Below are 16,720 nucleotides of genomic sequence, written 5' to 3' on the forward strand. Positions count from 1 at the left end.
TCTGGCCATGTTGAAGTTCTCCGCTCATCACTATCCCTATGCCTCGCAACGCCAGAGCGTGTTCGCTCGCCGTGGCATGGTCGCGACGTCCCAGCCACTGGCCGCCGAGGCCGGTATCCAGGTCCTGCGCCAGGGCGGCAACGCCATCGACGCGGCGATTGCCACGGCTGCGGTGCTTACAGTGGTCGAGCCCACGGGTTGCGGCCTGGGCGGTGATGCCTTTGCCCTGGTCTGGACCCAGGGCCAGCTCCATGGCCTGAGCGCCAATGGCCAGGCTCCGGCAGCCCTGAACATCGATGCGGTGAAGGCCGCGGGACATGTGCGGATGCCGCTCCATGGCTGGACGCCAGTGACCGTACCTGGCTGCCCGGCGGCCTGGGCCGAATTGTCCCGGCGCTTTGGCCGGTTGGCGTTTGCCCGATTGCTGGAGCCGGCCATCGAACTGGCCCGCGACGGTTTCCCGTTGTCGCCGGTGGTCGCCCTGCAATGGCAGCGGGCCCTGGAGTTGTTCAGCGCGCAGGGTGATCCGGTACTGGAGCCCTGGTTCGCGACCTTCCTGATCGAGGGCCGTGCGCCGCGGGCCGGTGAAGTGTTCCGCATCCCGGCCCTGGCCCAGACCCTGCAAGCGCTGGCAGCCAGCGCTGGTGAAAGCCTGTATCGCGGCGAGCTGGCCCAGCGCCTGGACGCCCATTCCCGGGCTACGGGCGGTTACCTGCGGGCCAGCGACCTGCAGGATTACCGGCCGCAATGGGTGCAGCCGATCAAGATCGATTACCGAGGCTATGAAGTCTGGGAGATTCCTCCCAGTGGCCAGGGGCTGGTGGTGTTGATGGCCCTGAAGCTGCTCGAAGGTTTCCAGTTCGACCAGCGCGACAGCCCGCGCACCTGGCACCTGCAACTGGAGGCCCTGAAGCTGGCCTATAGCGACGGCTTGCACTACATCACCGACCCGACCCATATGCGGGTGGCGGTCAGCGACCTGCTCAGCGATGCCTACAGCCGGCGCCGCCGGGCACTGATCGGCGACCAGGCCCGGCTCCCGACGGCGGGCGAGCCCCAGGCCAGTGGCACGGTGTACCTGGCCACGGCCGACGCCGAGGGCAACATGGTCTCGTTCATCCAGAGCAACTACCACGGCTTCGGTTCGGGCGTGGTGCTGCCTGACAGCGGCATCGCCTTGCAGAACCGGGGCCAGGAGTTCAGCCTCGACCCGGCCCATGCCAATTGCCTGGCCCCGGGCAAGAAGACCTTCCATACCATCATCCCGGGATTTCTCAGCCAGGCCGGGGTGCCCCTGGGGCCTTTTGGCGTGATGGGCGGCTACATGCAACCGCAGGGGCACGTCCAGATGGTTATGAACCTGGTGGACTTCGGCCTGAACCCTCAAGCGGCACTGGACGCCCCGCGTTGGCAATGGCTGGGCCAGCAGCAGGTCGCCATCGAGCACAGTGCCCCTGGCGAATTGCTCGAGGCACTGGTTCGGCGCGGGCACCAGGTCCAGGTCGCCCATGACCTGAGCCGCTTTGGTCGCGGCCAGATCATCCTGCGCGACCCGCAAAGCGCAGTGCTCTGTGGCGGCACCGAGCCCCGGGCGGACTCGCATATCGCTGTCTGGTAGGCGCTAGGTGTGGCGCCTGGGTCAGCGCTGGCCCAGGCTCTGTTCCATGCGCCGGATGCCTTCTTCCAGCAGTGCCCGTGGGCAGCCGAAGTTCAGGCGCACGAACTGCTGGCAGTCGTCGCCGAATTCCAGCCCGGCACTGAGGCCGACCTTGGCCTGTTCGAGGAAGAAGGCGTGGGGATCTTCCAGGCCCAGGCCACTGCAATCGAGCCAGGCCAGGTAGGTGCCTTGCGGTGCGTGCATGCCGATGCCCGGCAAGCGAGTGCGCAGCGCTTCGAGCAGGTAGTCGCGATTGGCTTGCAGGTAGGTGATCAGCTCCTGGCGCCAGGCGTCGCCCTGGGTCAGGGCGGCGTGGGTGGCTTCCAGGCCCAGGGGGCTGACGCTGTCCACCATGCCGGCGCGGGCGTTGTTGAAGGCCAGGCGGGTGGCGGGGTCCTGGACGATGGCGAAGCAGGTCTTCATGCCCGCGACGTTGTAGGCCTTGCTGGCCGACATCAGGGTGATGGTGCGCCGGGCGATCTCCGGGCCGAGGGTGGCGGTGGGGATGTGCCGGCGACCGTCGAAGCACAGCTCGGCGTGGATCTCGTCGGATACGATCAACGCGCCCTGTTCCAGGCAGGCCTCGGCCACTGCTTGCAGTTCTTCCCGGGGGAAGACCTTGCCCAGGGGGTTGTGCGGGTTGCTCAGCAGCAGCGCGCCGGCGCCTTGCAGGGCCTGGCGCAGTTCGGCCAGGGGCGTGGTGTAGGTGCCTTCGGCGGTGGCCTGGAACGGCACCTCGATCTTGCGCAGTTGCCAGTTGCCGGGAGCCAGGCGCAGGGGCCGGTAGTTGGGGGTCTGCACCACCACCTGCTGGTGCGGCTTGACGAAGGCATGCAGGGCCATGTTGAAGCCCGGTTCGACCCCGGGCAGGAAGATCAGCTCATCCGGCTGCACGCGCCAGGCGTACTTGTGCCACAGGTCGGCGACGACCGCCGCGCGCAGCTCGTCGCGGGCCACGCTGTAGCCCAGCAGCGGATGCTCCAGGCGCTGGCGCAGGGCGTCGATGATCTGCGGCGCCGCGGCGAAGTCCATGTCCGCCACCCACATCGGCAATACGTCCTCGGGGTAGCGGCTCCACTTGGTACTACCGGTGCCGTGGCGTGGGTGCAGGGTATCGAAGTCGTAGCTCATGGGCGGGTCTCGTCGGCTTGCAAGGCAAAGGTGCAGAGATTCTAGCTGGCTTGTCCGGCATTGGGCATGGCCCTTGGGGAGCGCCTGCAAGGCAGCTTTTTCCTTGCCTGTGCCTCTTAAAAGCCTCGTTTCTCGATACCTGGGGTTCGGCGAACAATGGCCCCGGCATGCGCCTGTCCCTTGATATGGGATGTGCTGGCGCTGCACTACCGATCGGTTTGTTCTTCCTACAAAAACAACAGGGAGCAAGCGATGAATTGTCCTTCGAACATGACCTGGCCGGCCCCTGCACCCGGGCCCCGGGATACTTCCAACGAACCGGTCCATGGCGCCCGCGGCAACACCGCCAGGGCCTTGTGGTCCGCGGTACGGCACTGAACGAGCTTGCTCTTGCCTGGCGCGGTACCGCCCGTGGCTACGGTCGTTGCCAGGCTCATGCAGTGCGGGTTCGTGCGGGCGGACCGGCTTATTCGAGGATGGGTACATGTCCAGTATCTTGCGTTGCGGTGTTGCGTGGTCGCTGTTGGTGCTGTGCACCGGCGTGGCGGCCGAACCACGGAACCTCACGGTCATCTCCTTTGGCGGCGCGACCAAGCAGGCCCAGGAACAGGCGTACTTCCAGCCGTTCAACCAGAGTGGCGCGGCTCGGGTGGTGGCCGGCGAATACAATGGCGAGCTATCGAAGATCAAGGCCATGGTCGAAGTCGGCAAGACCAGCTGGGACGTGGTCGAAGTGGAGAGCCCCGAGCTGCTGCGTGGCTGTGACGAGGGGCTGTTCGAGCCCCTGGACCTGGGCAAGTTTGGTGACCCGGGGCAGTTCGTACCCGGCACCCTGACCGAGTGCGGCGTAGCGACTTATGTCTGGTCGATGGTCATGGCCTTTGCTCCGCAAAAGCTGGCCAGGGCGCCGGAGTCCTGGGCCGATTTCTGGAATCTCAAGGATTTTCCGGGCAAGCGTGGCTTGCGCAAGAGCGCCAAGTACACCCTGGAGATTGCCCTGCTGGCCGATGGCGTAGCGCCAGCCCAGCTGTACCAGGTACTGGGCACCCCGGAGGGCGTGAGCCGGGCTTTTGCCAAGCTCGACCAGATCAAGCCGTACATCCAGTGGTGGGAAGCCGGCGCCCAGCCCCCGCAATGGCTGGTGGCCGGGGACGTGGCGATGAGCGCCGCGTACAACGGGCGGATCGCCATGGCCCAGAAGGAGGGCATGCAGTTGAGCATCCTCTGGCCCCAGAGCCTGTACGACCCGGAGTACTGGGCGGTGGTCAAGGGGTCGCCGAACAAGGCGCTGGCCGAGGAGTTCATCCGCTTCGCCAGCCAACCGGAGGCGCAGAAGGCGTTCTCGCAGCACATCCCCTACGGGCCGGTGCACCGCCAGGCCCTGGGGCTGCTACCGCCTTCGGTGCAGCGGCAGTTGCCTACCTATGAAGCCAACTTGCAGGGCGCGCGAGCGGTGGATGCCGGCTTCTGGGTCGACCATGGCGAGGACCTGGAGCAGCGCTTCAACGCCTGGGCCGCCCGCTGAGCGAGCGCATCCTGGTTGGCAGGTTCAGGGCAAGGGATAGCTGCCGGGCACCAGCAGTTGCCGGTCGATCTGCTCGATCCGAGTGTGGCCACAAAGTGCCAGGGTCAGGTCCATTTCCCTGGCGATGATCTGCAAGGCCTGGCTGACCCCGGCCTGGCCCAGCGCGCCGAGGCCATACAGGTGGGCCCGGCCGATCATCGCGCCCTGGGCGCCCAGGGCAAGGGACTTGATCACGTCCTGGCCGCTGCGGATACCGCTGTCGATCCAGACTTCGGCCTGGCCGCCAACGGCGTCGACAATGGCCGGCAGCATGGCGATGCTCGAGGGTGCGCCATCGAGCTGGCGTCCGCCGTGGTTGCTGACGATCAGCGCATCGGCGCCGCTGGCCACTGCCAGGCGGGCGTCTTCGACGTCGAGGATGCCCTTGAGGATCAGGGTGCCGCCCCAGCGTTGCTTGATCCACTGGATGTCGTCCCAGCTCAGGCAAGGATCGAACTGCTGGTAGGTCCATTCCGCCAGTTGGCGCATGTCGTGCACGCCCGTGACGTGGCCCATGATGTTGCCGAAATGTCGACGCCGGGTGCCCAGCATGCCGGCGACCCAGCGCGGTTTGCCCAGCAGGTTCAGCAGGTTGGCCAACGTCGGCCGGGGCGGGGTGCTGAGGCCGTTCTTCAGGTCCTTGTGCCGTTGCCCGCTCAGTTGCAGGTCGAGGGTCAGCACCAGGGCGTCGCAGCCTGCGGCCTTGGCCCGGTCGATCAGCCGGCCGACGAAGTCGCGGTCGCGCATCACGTACAGCTGGAACCAGAACGGCGCGGCCGTGGCTTCGGCCACGTCCTCCAGGGAGCAGATGCTGACCGTGGACAGGGTGTAGCGGATGCCGGCCGCTGCTGCGGCCCGGGCCGCGAGGATTTCGCCATCGGCGTGGACCATTCCCGCCAGGCCGGTGGGGGCGATGGCCAGGGGCATGGCCATGTCGACGCCCAGCCTGTGTACCTGCAACGAGCGATTGTCGATGTTGCGCGCCACCCGCTGGCGCAACTTGATCCCCGCGAAGTCGGCCTGGTTGGCGTGGTAGGTGCTTTCGCTCCAGGAGCCGCCATCGACATAGTCGTAGAACATCCGCGGCACCCGGCGCCGGGCCAGCCGGCGCAGGTCTTCGATGCAGGTGATGATGGGCATGGCGCACTCCTGTGTGATGGATCGCAGCAGACTAGTGCGCCGGGCCGAACAGGTTGCGGAAAACAATTCCCGGCGTGCGGGCGGTTTTTTCCCAGGTCCCGGCAAGGCGAGCCTCAACCCAGGGTGTGGGCGCTGCCCTGGACCACGGCGTCGCGGCAGATGCGTTGCAGCCAGTGGGCCAGGTCCTGGGCGGCGGGCGAGGGCTGCGGGATGTCCAGGGTGTAGTGGTAGGACGGCGGGCTGCTGACTTCCCCGAGGATCACCAGGCGTCCCTGGGCCAGCCAGCTACGCGCCAGGGACGGACGGGCCAGCACCACGCCCTGGGCATTGGCCGCGGCCTCCAGCAGCATGCCCAGGTCCAGCAGGGTCGGCCCCTGGTCGGGCTCCGGCAAATCCAGGCCGGCGGCCTGCAGCCAGGGTCGCCAGGGTTCCAGGGGCGAACGCAGCAACGGCAGCCGGGCAAAGTCCGCCGGCAGTTGCAGGGGCGTGAACCGGGCGAGCAGGGCAGGGGCGGCCATTGGCAGTAACTGTTCATCCAGCAAACGCTTGGCTGCTGGCGCGTCAAGGCTATCGCCACGGACCTCGAGGTCGCATTGGCCATTGCTGGTGTTGGACAAGGGCGCCGAGAGCTGGATCTGCAGCTCGATTTGCGGATGGCCCCGGCTATGTTCGTCAAGGCGCGGGATCAGCACCTGCCGGGCGAAGGTCGGTGGGCTGCACAAGATCAGCCGCTGCTTGCGCTGCACGGTGCGCCGGTGCTGGGGAATGTCCAGCAACTGTTGCAGTACCGGTGCCACCTGTTCCAGGTACAACTGGCCATCGGCAGTAAGCCGCAAGCTACCGCCCTGGCGCTCGAACAGGCTCACCCCCAGCAGTTGCTCGAGCCCGGCGATACGCTTGCGCAGCGCGCTGCCCGTCAACGCCAGGACCTCGGCCGCCTGCTCGAAGCTCTTCAGGCGGGCGGCACTTTCGAAGGCCAGCAACGCATCCAGGGTGGGCAGGCGGTAGTCGTTGAAAGCCTTCATGGGGATTCCTTCGGGGGCGGGCCAGCAGCGGATCTTACGGGGTGGTGCGATGCAGGGCGAGCAATGCCCGGGGATGTATGGGATCATCCGCCCCTGGCCACGGCGCAGGGAGCGGACGCTTCCAGCCCGAAAAGCCTTAGAAACCCCTCGCTAGAAAAAATATCGAATAAGAGTTGCCAGGACTGGAAAACACGTCCATAATTGCGACCATTCCTCAGCGAGGAAACGGGAAAACTCTTTATAAATCAACAGGTTAGATAAAGAGTTAGGAAGATCGAAAAGATCCTCAAGCCGTTCCAGTTTGTACGTGTCCAGTGTTGTTTTTCAGGCATTGGACATTTGGGGCCGAGTAGCAAAATGGTTATGCAGCGGATTGCAAATCCGCCTACGCCGGTTCGATTCCGACCTCGGCCTCCACCCTTGAAAACCCCGTAGATTAACGTCTACGGGGTTTTTTATTGCCTGGGATTTGGGCAATCGCTTCCGCAAATTTTTGGATTGCTTCCGCAATTAGCCTGCTTTTGGCATCGAGCTGAGAGAGACTTCACCGTTTTGTTATGAACTGCTTTCGCTCCCTAGGCGTAGCTGCATTCAGATTCGGTTCTTGGGAGTGACTGCTTTCGACCAAAAGCGGTCATTGGTGAAGTCCATTGCTAAGAATAAAAAAACATTCAAGTTCGAAGTCGCTGCTTTATAAGCAGGGGACTGGTCGATAGAAAATGTGCGTGCGGTGGCTTCATATTGTGAGCGCGGTCTGCGCACTCCCGCAGCGTCTGGCTGTCGGTCATTGTAAAGTGCGATAAAGGGTAGTGACAGACTCTATTGGGTGGCCATTAAATTGCCACCTGTGAATGAATCCAAGGATGAGTCATGGAGCAAGCCAATTTCCAGGTCGATGTGTAGTGGTCTAATGAAACCGGACACTCATTTAGGCAAGAATGTTTGCCAGATAGAGGTGCCTGATGACCAAGCAGCGTCGTTCATTTTTCGCTGAATTCAAACGCGAGGCCGCAGTTCTTGTACTCGATCAAGGCTATAGCCATATCGAGGCCTGTCGGTCACTCGGGGTGGTCGAGTCCGCATTGCGTCGCTGGGTGAACCAACTCCAGCAGGAGCGCAGCGGTATTACTCCCCAAACAAAAGCGCTGACGCTTGAGCAGCAGAAGATTCAGGAGTTGGAAGCCCGGATCAATCGGCTGGAACGAGAGAAATCCATTTTAAAAAAGGCTACCGCGCTCTTGATGTCGGAAGAGCACGAGCGCACACGCTGATTGATCAACTGAGCGCCCAAGAGCCGATTAATTGGCTTTGCATGGTCTTTGATATAACTCGCTCGTGCTACGACGCCCACCGTCTCAGGCGTCGAATTCCGGACTTTGAGCGACTTCGGTCCTGGAACACATGTCTGCAAACAAGCGACGGTTGAGCGATCGGATATTCCGAACATCTTGAATCGAGAGTTTGAAGTGTCGGTCCCAACCAGATCTGGTGTGGCGATATCACGTACATCTGGGCTCAAGGGAAATGGCATTATCTGGCTGTCGTTCTGGATCTCTACGCACGCCGAATTGTGGGTTGGGCGCTGTCGAGCAAACCGGACGCGGACTTGCTGATCAAGGTGTTGGACATGGCTTACGCACAGCGTGGCACGCCTCAAGGACTGCTATTCCACTCGGATCATGGCTCGCAATACGGCATCGCCAATTTCGCCAACGGCTCTGGCGTTACCGCATACGCCAAAGCATGAGTCGTCGTGGAAACTGTTGGGATAATGCGCCGATGGAGAGTGTGTTTCGCAGTTTGAAAACTGAATGGATACCGACAGTGGGTTACATGACGGCCCAAGAAGCACAGCGAGACATCAGTCATTACCTGATGCATCGGTACAACTGGATTCGACCGCACCGGTTCAACGATAGGCTGGCCCCGGCTCAGGCCGAGAAAAACTTAACGTCGGGCCCGGGATTAGTTGATCGCTACAGTGTGCCGAACGCTACGACCGTGCTCATACCTTCCATTACATGGATCTACCTTACTGGCAGGCAGCCGGTTATGGCGTTGACTTTTTCTTTGAGAATTACGAGCGCATGGCCGACTTTATGCGGCGCTGCAAAGGCAAGGCCATGGTCGGCATCAATGATCACCCGGACATACGCCAAGTGTTTGAGGGTTTACATTTTGAGACAGTCGACATTCGCTATAACACACCCAAGCAGCGGCAGGGGAGAGCCGAAATTAGTGGAGAGTTAGTAATTAAGAAATGGAGCCCAGCGGCATTGGGAGCGCTTTTCTGATGGATTCTCGATCTCAGTCGAGTGTGTCTGTAATTTGCGTTCGGTAACGATGGAATTGGTTATATCAGCGGTTGCCAGAAGTACGCCATCGGTGAAGATGTCTCTGAGTAAATGGGACTGGCTAACAACGACGGTCATAAGTTTTGTCGATGGAGATCTCAGGATGGGAGGTGCCCCCCCCCCCTTGTTTAGGTGGGGAGCTTGGTTTTTATGAAGTAATAGTTACTTTGAGCAGTAAAAGGTATCGCGCCAGCCCTCAGAATAGTCATGCATCGTGCTTTTTACTTCGGGGTTCAGTGACGTATACTCATTCCAATTAAACGTTTCGGTAGTGTAGCCAAAGTGTTTGGCAATAAACTTTACGGCATTTCTAGAGGGGCGACCAACAATGGTTTGACCATTCCGGGTGAGCGAGTCGGCACAGGCCATCTGCTGGTCATCAACCTTATCAAGTAAAAGTTGAACTCCGTACGGATTTCCGTAAACCAGGCGAGGGTCGTTATTCACGACATCAGGCAATTCATCAATAACAGGGGTAACCTCGGTATCTATAATAACAAGCTTAGCGCCAGTTCGCTCAATCAGGTCAAATAGCTCTGCATGACGAATAGTGTGATAATAGAAGCCCAGGCAAAAAACAACGTCAAATTTTTTGTTGCTAAGGTGATCAAAAACATCGCCGCATAGGAACTCATAGCGTGAAGTTTCGATGCCATATTCACTGAAGGTGTCAATGGCATTGGTGATAAGTTCTTGCCTTGGTTCAATGCCTGTTACATGTGCTGCTCCTGCTTGCAATGCTGCAAACGACCAGCGTCCGTCATGACTAGCGATATCGAGAACTCGCTTGTCTTTTATGAGATCAGCATTATGCTCTATAATTGCGATATGACGAGAGTTTAGGCGATCTGGGAAAGGACTGGTTTGGCTGGTTTTATAAAACTTTGGAAAGCCATCGAAAAAACCCATATAACTCCCTTGTACGTAAGGCTTGTGCGAGTTCGCATAGCAGTTGAAGAGTTGCAAGATTGTACATGACACATCATTTTATTGAAACGATGACCCAATCTGTTCTGAGTTCTTAATATCGGAGACCGATAGCCCACTGGTGATCTCCACCATCGGTGTGCCCGGCGCTAGAGAGTGTCGGTTGATCATGTGCCATTGAGCCCTGTGAAGCGCGGCCCTCTGATTTTCAGGTGGTGGTGTGAGAGGCAATCACTGACTCGGCTATATACCCCAGCACAATTGGGGTGTGCTGGAGTGATTAATTGCGGATTGCTAGAGGATGAGGTGGCGTACATCAGCGAAGCTAACGCCAGCTTCAGTCACACGGCTCGCACTTGGTGGATCACCAGGTAATGCATAGCCGAAGGGATAGCCCTCGTGTGCGTTCTTGAAGGCTAGAAAACAAATCTCTTGTTCATGATCTGCAATCGATGCGTGAACCTGATCTTCACTGAGCCCTAGCATGCGTAGCAGCGCGTAGAAAGTGTAACAGAGGTGAGGCAGAGATAGCCTTCTTTGCCCACTGTCTGGAGGAGTGCGATCTTCGATGGCAGATGCGCTGTCAACAGATGCTCAATACTTTCGAAAGGTAGAATCGCGCTAATTTCGTGGGCGCTGGATAGCAGCTTTTAGCCGAAATTCGTTAGAAAAATTCATATTGCCCATCATTAGGATTTCCTACGGCCACCAGAAACTACGCTAGCCTAGGCTGGCGCGCAAAATCAGAGCCACGACTAGTCAGATGACGCCGGCCAACTGCCTCTTGGACGCTGGCGACAAGCAAAGTTTATATGTGACATAGGTCATAATGCGGGCTGTATCGCGGGCATGTGGTTTAGTCGACTCGGTGGTTTTACCGCGTCTCCACAGACCAAACATGATGAGCTGTGAGCCCACTGGAAATGTCTGCAGCCAGACGCCATCCTCATGACTCACGCTAACTTCAAAATACTCTTGACGATTTGGATCATCGGTGCGGTTGAACTGAGATTCGCAGTTCAGGTAAGTCGTAGTGTAGGTGGCGCTGGCAGGTGGCGATCTGTGGGATTTGACAGTGCCCAGCAGCGCCAACGGCATATCGTGTTGAGCGCCAGGTGCTAACTTGTCCCAGACTTCGTCATAACGCCCGAACTCAAAGAAAAAGTCTTGCCACGTTAACGTGTGTTCACCAAAGCGCAATGTTAGTTGCGCTGCCAGAAGCTCATCGTCATCGCAGGCTGCGCGCAAAGCAAGCAAATCGGTGGTAGTGCGCAGATAGCTATCGAGTTGCTGGTGGGTTGTACGAAATCCTGTCGGGCGTTGTGGCGAGTTACCGGTGACGGATGGTGATGGTGTGGCTGCATTGCCTGAGGCCCCGTTGTCTTTCAACCCTCGATGGAGAATCAGTAGGCGCAGTTCACGTTTACCATCGTCCAGCGCATGCATGAATTTGGGGTCGGAAGCAGCAGCGAGGATCAACTTAAGGCGCCCGGGCGCGTCGTAGCGGCAGCCGAGAATATGTTCAGACCCTCGGCTCAGTCCGATATAGGCCGGCACATGAATGGGTTCAACCCGATCTGTTCGATTTTTTGTGTGTCGTTTTACAAATCGCACGGCGCTGCCACAGTTGGGGCTGTCACAGAACAGCGCTGGTGTCGCCAGGTTGTTGTCATGTTGTGTTTGTAGACTATCGATAGAGTGGCGGGCACCGCGTGCATCCACAGCAGACAACATCTTTATGCCTTTACTCATCCGTAGGAACTCCCTGTTTGGCGGAATGGAGTCCAGTATCTTATTCGCTGGTCATGATGAAGCAACATCGTAATGCGCTTGGCGATGAGAACCGGGGCAATCTGCACGATTGGCGGGACGCCGGGAAGAGCTAAAAACAGTTCCGCAACTCAAATCGAACACCCTTTCCCGCTTGAGTATGACCTTAGCAGTCAAGGCTCTGCGGAATTGATTGTTATTTAAGGTATTGTTTTGTAAGTAAATAATCGTGGTTTTCAAATCCGGCTACGCCGGTTCGATTCCGACCTAGGCCTCCACCCTTGAAACCCCGTAGACTAACGTCCACTGGGTTTTCATTGCCTGTAGAAAAATGCTTGCATATTAGTGCCTTTCTGTTGAGTAGGTTTTTTATTCGCTTGCCCATCCTCAGGATGTTTCTCAAAATGCGGCACATTTGATCGACCGCTAGATGGGTAACAGACAACATGGATGCAGTAGAAGTACGTGAGGAGTGCGAGCGCCTTCTTGAAACAGATCACATGGACCACGAGGAGATTATCTGGTCCCTCCAACAGGCTGCGAATCCCGACAGCATTCCCTTTCTCCGCCAAGCCATATTGCTCAAGCCTGATCTTGAATACCTCGACTACGACAACTACGGCAGCTTCTATAAAAAATGCCTCTGGGCATTGCGAGCGATTGGTACGCCGGACGCTTTCGCCGTTATTGAAGAGTGTACGCATTCGGTGGAGGATGATTTGTTCGAGCAAGCGATGTATCGCATGTCCCGAATAGGTCTCAAGGTGCGCGGCTCTAGTGGTTTGGCCATGTGGAGCCCCGAACATGACGTTAGTCCTTGAAGTGGGCCAGGGTAATCCCGAGGCCTGAAGCTATGCGAGCGCCGAGGATTTGATCCTGTATGCGGTGAAGTTCGGTGTGACCATTTCTGCAGAAGTTTCTGTGCAGGAGGCCATGCTATGGCGCGCCGTCCAGGCAATGTGAGGGTATTGGGTCGTCAGCATTCTGCATGGGCGATGCTCTTGGTCGGTATTGTTTTATCCCTATCTGCCGCGATGATTATGTCTCGATGTCTATCTACAGCCAGCGTGCGACGTCTGCAATAATGACGAGCACTGCGGCGTGATGGCCTTTGAGTGCTTTGCGCCAACATCTGGTATTTGGGTTTGGAGAACTCCATGCGTGACATTATCGACGGCTTTCTGCGCTTTCAGCGCGAGGTTTATCCGCAACGCATCGAGCTTTTCAAGCAGCTCGCGACGACACAGAACCCCAAGGCGTTGTTCGTCACCTGCTCGGACAGTCGTGTTGTGCCTGAGCTCCTCACGCAGCGTGAACCGGGCGAGCTGTTCGTTATTCGCAACGCCGGCAACATCGTGCCGTCCTATGGGCCTGAGCCGGGCGGCGTTTCGGCCACTGTCGAATATGCAGTCGCAGTACTTGGGGTGCAGGACATCGTGATCTGCGGCCACTCGGACTGCGGAGCGATGGGTGCGATTTCACGCTGCACGTGCCTGGACCATCTCCCGGCGGTCGCCAACTGGCTACGCCATGCGGACGCCGCAAAAGCGATCAACGCGGCCCATGAGTTCGACACGCCCCGCGCGAAGCTCGATGGCCTGGTGCGTGAGAACGTGATCGCACAACTGGCGAACCTGCGTACGCATCCATCCGTGGCACTGGCGCTCGAACAGGGGCGCATGAACTTGCACGGCTGGGTCTACGACATCGAAGCGGGGGGGATCGATGCGCTGGATGGCGCGACGCGCAAGTTCGTACCACTTGCCGATTCGCCGACCACCGTTGCGATCTCTGCTCGAAATGGCAAGCAGATGTAGCGCTGGCGAACAAGTCAAGGTGGCGGCGTTGCTTCCAGCGCCCGTTCGCCTTGAGTCAATGAGGCCAGCGATACGGCATGGTCTTTATCGAGCAAGGTCCGGAAGCGGACCAGGCTTTCGAATGGATATCGGCGGAGCTCGCCGATAGCAGCCCCAACTATGGCTGCTCGGGGTTCATGGCGGTCAATGGTACCCCTGCGATGTTACGCGAGCGGGTTTGAACCTGATCCTGTCCGGCACCATGGAGCGTTTCCCCAGGATCCGCTGGATCCTCGCCCACGCCGGGGGCTTCCTGCCCTATGTCGCCTGGCGGGTATCGCTGGCGAACACCATGATCGAGTACGGCGACACCGCCCCCCAAGGCGTTCTGACCTACCTGAGGCGCTTCTACCTGGATACCGCCACCTCGCTATCGCGTCCGGCCATGGCCACGTTGCGCGAGCTGTTCGAGCCGGATCGGTTGCTGTTCGGCACCGACAGCCCCTTCGCCTCGGGCGCCCGTAGCCGCGCGCAGGTCCAGGAGCTGGTCGCCTCTGGCTTCTGGGGCGCCGGCGTGGCTGTCGGTGTCGAACGTGGCAACGCCCTGGGTTTGTTCCCCGGCTACAAGCAGCCCAATGAGCGAGTTGGCCCGTTGCCCATCTTCGAGCAGGAATCGCTCCTTGCCGGCGCCAGGCGCCAGGTACTTGCGCCATTGCGCACGATTGCCCAGAAGCTGAGGGAGTGAGAGCCGAGGCCCTGGGGCCAGCTACCGCTCGGAGTGCGGTGTTGATTTCGTTGTTGGTTTAGGCTGCTCCAAACGACTGCTTGGGGTAATCTTGCGCCACGAATCAACCATGAAGCTGAAATGAACGATGGGTTTTGAGCAACTAGCTGAGCTACGTGACCGCCTGCGGGCTGAACAACAGCAGGTAAAAACTGAAAGCAGCAAACAGGGTAAGCGCAAGCCTGCGCCGCACACCAAGCCCCGTGAGCAAGATCCTGCGGTAGAGGCCATCTGGCGATTGCAGAAGCACTTTCCACTGGCCTTTCCGGTCAATCCGGCGCCCAAGGTTCCGCTCAAGGAGGGCATCTTCAAGGATGCCGAGCAGCACCTGGAACTGCTCGGCCTGACCAGCGAGCAGCTCAAGCTGGGTATCGCTACCTGGTGCAAGGGCAGTCGCTACTGGACCTGCATGACCCAGGATGCGCCGCGGCTCGACCTGGATGGGCAGGCTGCTGGTACGGTCACCGCCTCCCAGGCGCTGCATGCCAGGCAGCAGGCCTCACGCCAGCGTGGACAAGCGCGACGCAAGCAGTCCAAGCCTAAGGAACGTCCCCAGGAGCAGCGGACAGAGGATGCCACGGCACCAGTCGTGGGCTGAAGCCCTCGCACCTGGTATCGAGGGTGCGGCTATGGCGTCGCCTGGCACTGTGCAGCCCGCAATGGGCGGTACAGTGCCGATAGCCAAGCAGCACCATGAGCACCCTTTGTTGTGCCTCCAGCGGTTTCCGCATGATCCTGGATCGCTCGTGCCATCAGCCCGACCACGCCATCGGGGCGCAACCGAACGTCGGCCCTCCACTGTCTCTATCGACGCGCTCGCCCAGCGTGTGGGCTATGCCTCCTAACCTGCGTTCAGCAGGGCTTTCAAGCGCATCAATGGTCGGCCCCCCGGGAGCCATTCGGCAAACTTCAACCGGTCGATGAAGCACAGACACCCTCCCAGTGCGCCCCGCCTTCCAGAAGGGCTGCACCATTCCCCGGGGCATACCTGGCAGGTTGAGGACGTTGTGCTTCGTATTAGCGCTAGGTGCTTCGATCCAGCCTGTTTTCACAGGGGACAGGGAAAGCGGAAGTTGACGAATCGGAGTTTTGTGACTAGGAGTTTTAAAAACTTTTTTAGAATCAATTTTTGATTTTCTATGCGGCCAATGGCGACCTGTTGTTCTGAGTGCCTGTGGCGGCGATGCACTTCGATTTCTGGCTAGAACGCGATGACTTGTTGTTTCCGACGGCATTTCGGCCGGGCCATTGTTTGGCGAGCCAACTCGCCTGTCCAAGAGGAAAATCAATGAAAAGTCCAAACAGGTTGCTGATCGGTGGCGTGCTCGCAATTGGCCTGACTTCAATCCCGCTCTGCGGTGCTGCTGCTGGTTTTGAATTTACACCTATAGGCAGCGCTTTTTCCGACGACGGTAGTGGTTCGATCCGTCTGAAGATGCCAGCTACATTTGGCGTAGCGCTACAGTGCGGCATATCTGTGCAAGGGCAGGTCGATGAAACAGGAGTGGCGCAAGTCACGCGCGTAACTTTCTCCGGAAGTACTCCATTATGTTCGTTGATTACGGCCAGGGGGCTGCCTTGGAATTTGGTTGCTAAAAGTACGGCCACTGTATACATGGAACACGTCAGTTTCATCTATCCGAGCGGGCCGCTTTGTGGAGGAAACACGATTTTATCGTCTTGGACTCCTTACACTCAGCGTTTGCTTGTATTCAATCAAATTGTATCGACAGGCTGCGAAGTAGTTTCCATGGACGTCAAGATTTCGATGTTATCCATTAAGTACCGATAGCATTGGGTATTTCGATAGTTAAGGCGGGTGTTCGGGAGCCGGATAAGATAGGACTCTTCGAATATCCGCCGTGCCGACCTGACCAGCCCACAGGTCATAACAAACCGCGAGCCTTATCGAGTTCGATATTGGCCTGTTCCCAGGCCTCCAACGCTTCCTGGTATTTGGCACTGGCCCGGTCCTTGGCAATTTGGAACTCTCTCAGAGTGTTTTCGTTGGCCACTGCGTCGCTGAGTATGCGATAGGCAATGTCGTCCAGCTCGGCAGCCTCTCGGAACAGCTTGTTGCTTAGATCCGTGGCTTCTCGCCATAGCACCTTGATCTCGGGACCGGCATTTGCAGTTTTCCTTTTCATTGCTTGCCTCCAATCCGTATCGAAGTGGATATGTATTTTTCATGGGGATGAGCGAACCTCATTCCGGAGGGGGTGGCGTATAAGGCTTGGGGCGAAACGGTCTGTTCCCCGAGGGTCGCCATTGCACATTCTCAACGCCATGACGTTCCGCCAACGGCTTGCTGATCTGCTTGACTTGCTCACGACCAAACTTGGGAATGCGTCCAATGCCGGCATCACAACAGGCCCAATGCCAAGCCAGGGCACTGTTCATCTTTGTGCTGCGGATAATGAACGATCTTTGTTCGTGGTTAAGCGTGTAATCGATGATGAAAAGCGTATTCATGATGACCTCCGTCCAAAGGTTGGGCGGAGAAGCACGCAGGTGGGTTCAAATTATTATTTGTACAGTTAAATTTTTTTTGTACAGCTTTTTCGTGAGGCCG

At 58.7% G+C, this 16,720-nt stretch carries 15 protein-coding genes, 1 tRNA gene and 2 pseudogenes; 10 read left to right on the forward strand and 8 right to left on the reverse strand.

Annotated features, from left to right (window positions below):
- Positions 1-7 precede the first annotated feature (7 nt).
- Entirely contained in the window at positions 8-1,618 is a 1,611-nt protein-coding gene (locus tag AC3WK8_RS04715; RefSeq protein WP_103324554.1) for a gamma-glutamyltransferase family protein, read from the forward strand.
- A gap of 21 nt (positions 1,619-1,639) precedes the next feature.
- Here the strand turns inward: AC3WK8_RS04715 and AC3WK8_RS04720 are convergent, their stop codons facing one another.
- Together AC3WK8_RS04720 and AC3WK8_RS04725 are read right to left on the reverse strand one after the other, a co-directional pair.
- Entirely contained in the window at positions 1,640-2,788 is a 1,149-nt protein-coding gene (locus tag AC3WK8_RS04720) for a MalY/PatB family protein (protein WP_103324555.1), read from the reverse strand.
- 227 nt (positions 2,789-3,015) lie between these two features.
- A complete protein-coding gene (locus AC3WK8_RS04725; RefSeq protein ID WP_103324556.1) occupies positions 3,016-3,225 on the reverse strand; it encodes a hypothetical protein in 210 nt (69 codons plus the stop codon).
- A 47-nt stretch (positions 3,226-3,272) separates the two neighbouring features.
- On the opposite strand from AC3WK8_RS04725, the gene AC3WK8_RS04730 reads away from it, so the two are divergent.
- On the forward strand, positions 3,273-4,313 hold the full coding sequence (locus tag AC3WK8_RS04730; protein ID WP_103324557.1) for an ABC transporter substrate-binding protein: 1,041 nt from the start codon (positions 3,273-3,275) through the stop codon (positions 4,311-4,313).
- 24 nt (positions 4,314-4,337) lie between these two features.
- Here AC3WK8_RS04730 and AC3WK8_RS04735 read toward each other — a convergent pair whose 3' ends face one another.
- Together AC3WK8_RS04735 and AC3WK8_RS04740 are read right to left on the reverse strand one after the other, a co-directional pair.
- On the reverse strand, positions 4,338-5,492 hold the full coding sequence (locus tag AC3WK8_RS04735; RefSeq protein WP_103324558.1) for an alpha-hydroxy acid oxidase: 1,155 nt from the start codon (positions 5,490-5,492) through the stop codon (positions 4,338-4,340).
- 113 nt (positions 5,493-5,605) lie between these two features.
- A complete protein-coding gene (locus tag AC3WK8_RS04740) occupies positions 5,606-6,517 on the reverse strand; it encodes a LysR substrate-binding domain-containing protein (RefSeq protein ID WP_103324559.1) in 912 nt (303 codons plus the stop codon).
- Between the two features lie 343 nt (positions 6,518-6,860).
- Between AC3WK8_RS04740 and AC3WK8_RS04745 the strand changes: the two genes are divergently transcribed.
- The 3 genes and pseudogenes from AC3WK8_RS04745 to AC3WK8_RS04755 all read left to right on the forward strand — a co-directional run.
- Positions 6,861-6,934: transfer RNA gene (locus tag AC3WK8_RS04745), tRNA-Cys, on the forward strand.
- Positions 6,935-7,479: 545 nt separating this feature from the next.
- Positions 7,480-8,482, forward strand: a pseudogene (locus AC3WK8_RS04750) (IS3 family transposase); the annotation flags it as partial.
- 11 nt (positions 8,483-8,493) lie between these two features.
- Positions 8,494-8,811, forward strand: a pseudogene (locus AC3WK8_RS04755) (DNA adenine methylase); the annotation flags it as partial.
- A 222-nt stretch (positions 8,812-9,033) separates the two neighbouring features.
- On the opposite strand, the gene AC3WK8_RS04760 reads toward AC3WK8_RS04755, so the two are convergent.
- Both AC3WK8_RS04760 and AC3WK8_RS04765 read right to left on the reverse strand, forming a co-directional pair.
- Complete coding sequence (locus tag AC3WK8_RS04760; protein ID WP_103324560.1) at positions 9,034-9,780, reverse strand: class I SAM-dependent methyltransferase; 747 nt, start codon at positions 9,778-9,780, stop codon at positions 9,034-9,036.
- Between the two features lie 777 nt (positions 9,781-10,557).
- Positions 10,558-11,550, reverse strand: a complete 993-nt coding sequence (locus AC3WK8_RS04765; RefSeq protein WP_103324561.1) for a hypothetical protein — start codon at positions 11,548-11,550, stop codon at positions 10,558-10,560.
- Positions 11,551-12,014: 464 nt separating this feature from the next.
- Between AC3WK8_RS04765 and AC3WK8_RS04770 the strand changes: the two genes are divergently transcribed.
- The 5 genes from AC3WK8_RS04770 (at position 12,015) to AC3WK8_RS04790 (ending at position 15,940) form a co-directional block, all read left to right on the forward strand.
- Positions 12,015-12,389, forward strand: a complete 375-nt coding sequence (locus tag AC3WK8_RS04770; RefSeq protein WP_143494809.1) for a hypothetical protein — start codon at positions 12,015-12,017, stop codon at positions 12,387-12,389.
- A 336-nt stretch (positions 12,390-12,725) separates the two neighbouring features.
- Positions 12,726-13,385, forward strand: a complete 660-nt coding sequence (locus tag AC3WK8_RS04775; RefSeq protein WP_085599616.1) for a carbonic anhydrase — start codon at positions 12,726-12,728, stop codon at positions 13,383-13,385.
- Between the two features lie 217 nt (positions 13,386-13,602).
- Positions 13,603-14,109: an amidohydrolase family protein gene (locus AC3WK8_RS04780; protein WP_404942571.1), complete on the forward strand. Its 507-nt coding sequence runs from the start codon at positions 13,603-13,605 to the stop codon at positions 14,107-14,109.
- A 127-nt stretch (positions 14,110-14,236) separates the two neighbouring features.
- On the forward strand, positions 14,237-14,746 hold the full coding sequence (locus tag AC3WK8_RS04785; protein ID WP_103324563.1) for a ProQ/FinO family protein: 510 nt from the start codon (positions 14,237-14,239) through the stop codon (positions 14,744-14,746).
- Positions 14,747-15,436: 690 nt separating this feature from the next.
- The gene (locus AC3WK8_RS04790; RefSeq protein ID WP_143494811.1) at positions 15,437-15,940 is read left to right on the forward strand and encodes a PraA/PraB family alkane oxidation protein activator; all 504 of its coding nucleotides are present in this window, start codon (positions 15,437-15,439) and stop codon (positions 15,938-15,940) included.
- A 94-nt stretch (positions 15,941-16,034) separates the two neighbouring features.
- Here the strand turns inward: AC3WK8_RS04790 and AC3WK8_RS04795 are convergent, their stop codons facing one another.
- Together AC3WK8_RS04795 and AC3WK8_RS04800 are read right to left on the reverse strand one after the other, a co-directional pair.
- Positions 16,035-16,295: a hypothetical protein gene (locus tag AC3WK8_RS04795; protein ID WP_103324564.1), complete on the reverse strand. Its 261-nt coding sequence runs from the start codon at positions 16,293-16,295 to the stop codon at positions 16,035-16,037.
- 58 nt (positions 16,296-16,353) lie between these two features.
- Positions 16,354-16,620, reverse strand: coding sequence for a DUF6555 family protein (locus AC3WK8_RS04800; protein ID WP_085599624.1), 267 nt, complete (start codon positions 16,618-16,620; stop codon positions 16,354-16,356).
- Positions 16,621-16,720: the final 100 nt, after the last annotated feature.

Source organism: Pseudomonas sp. FW507-12TSA, assembly GCF_058781435.1.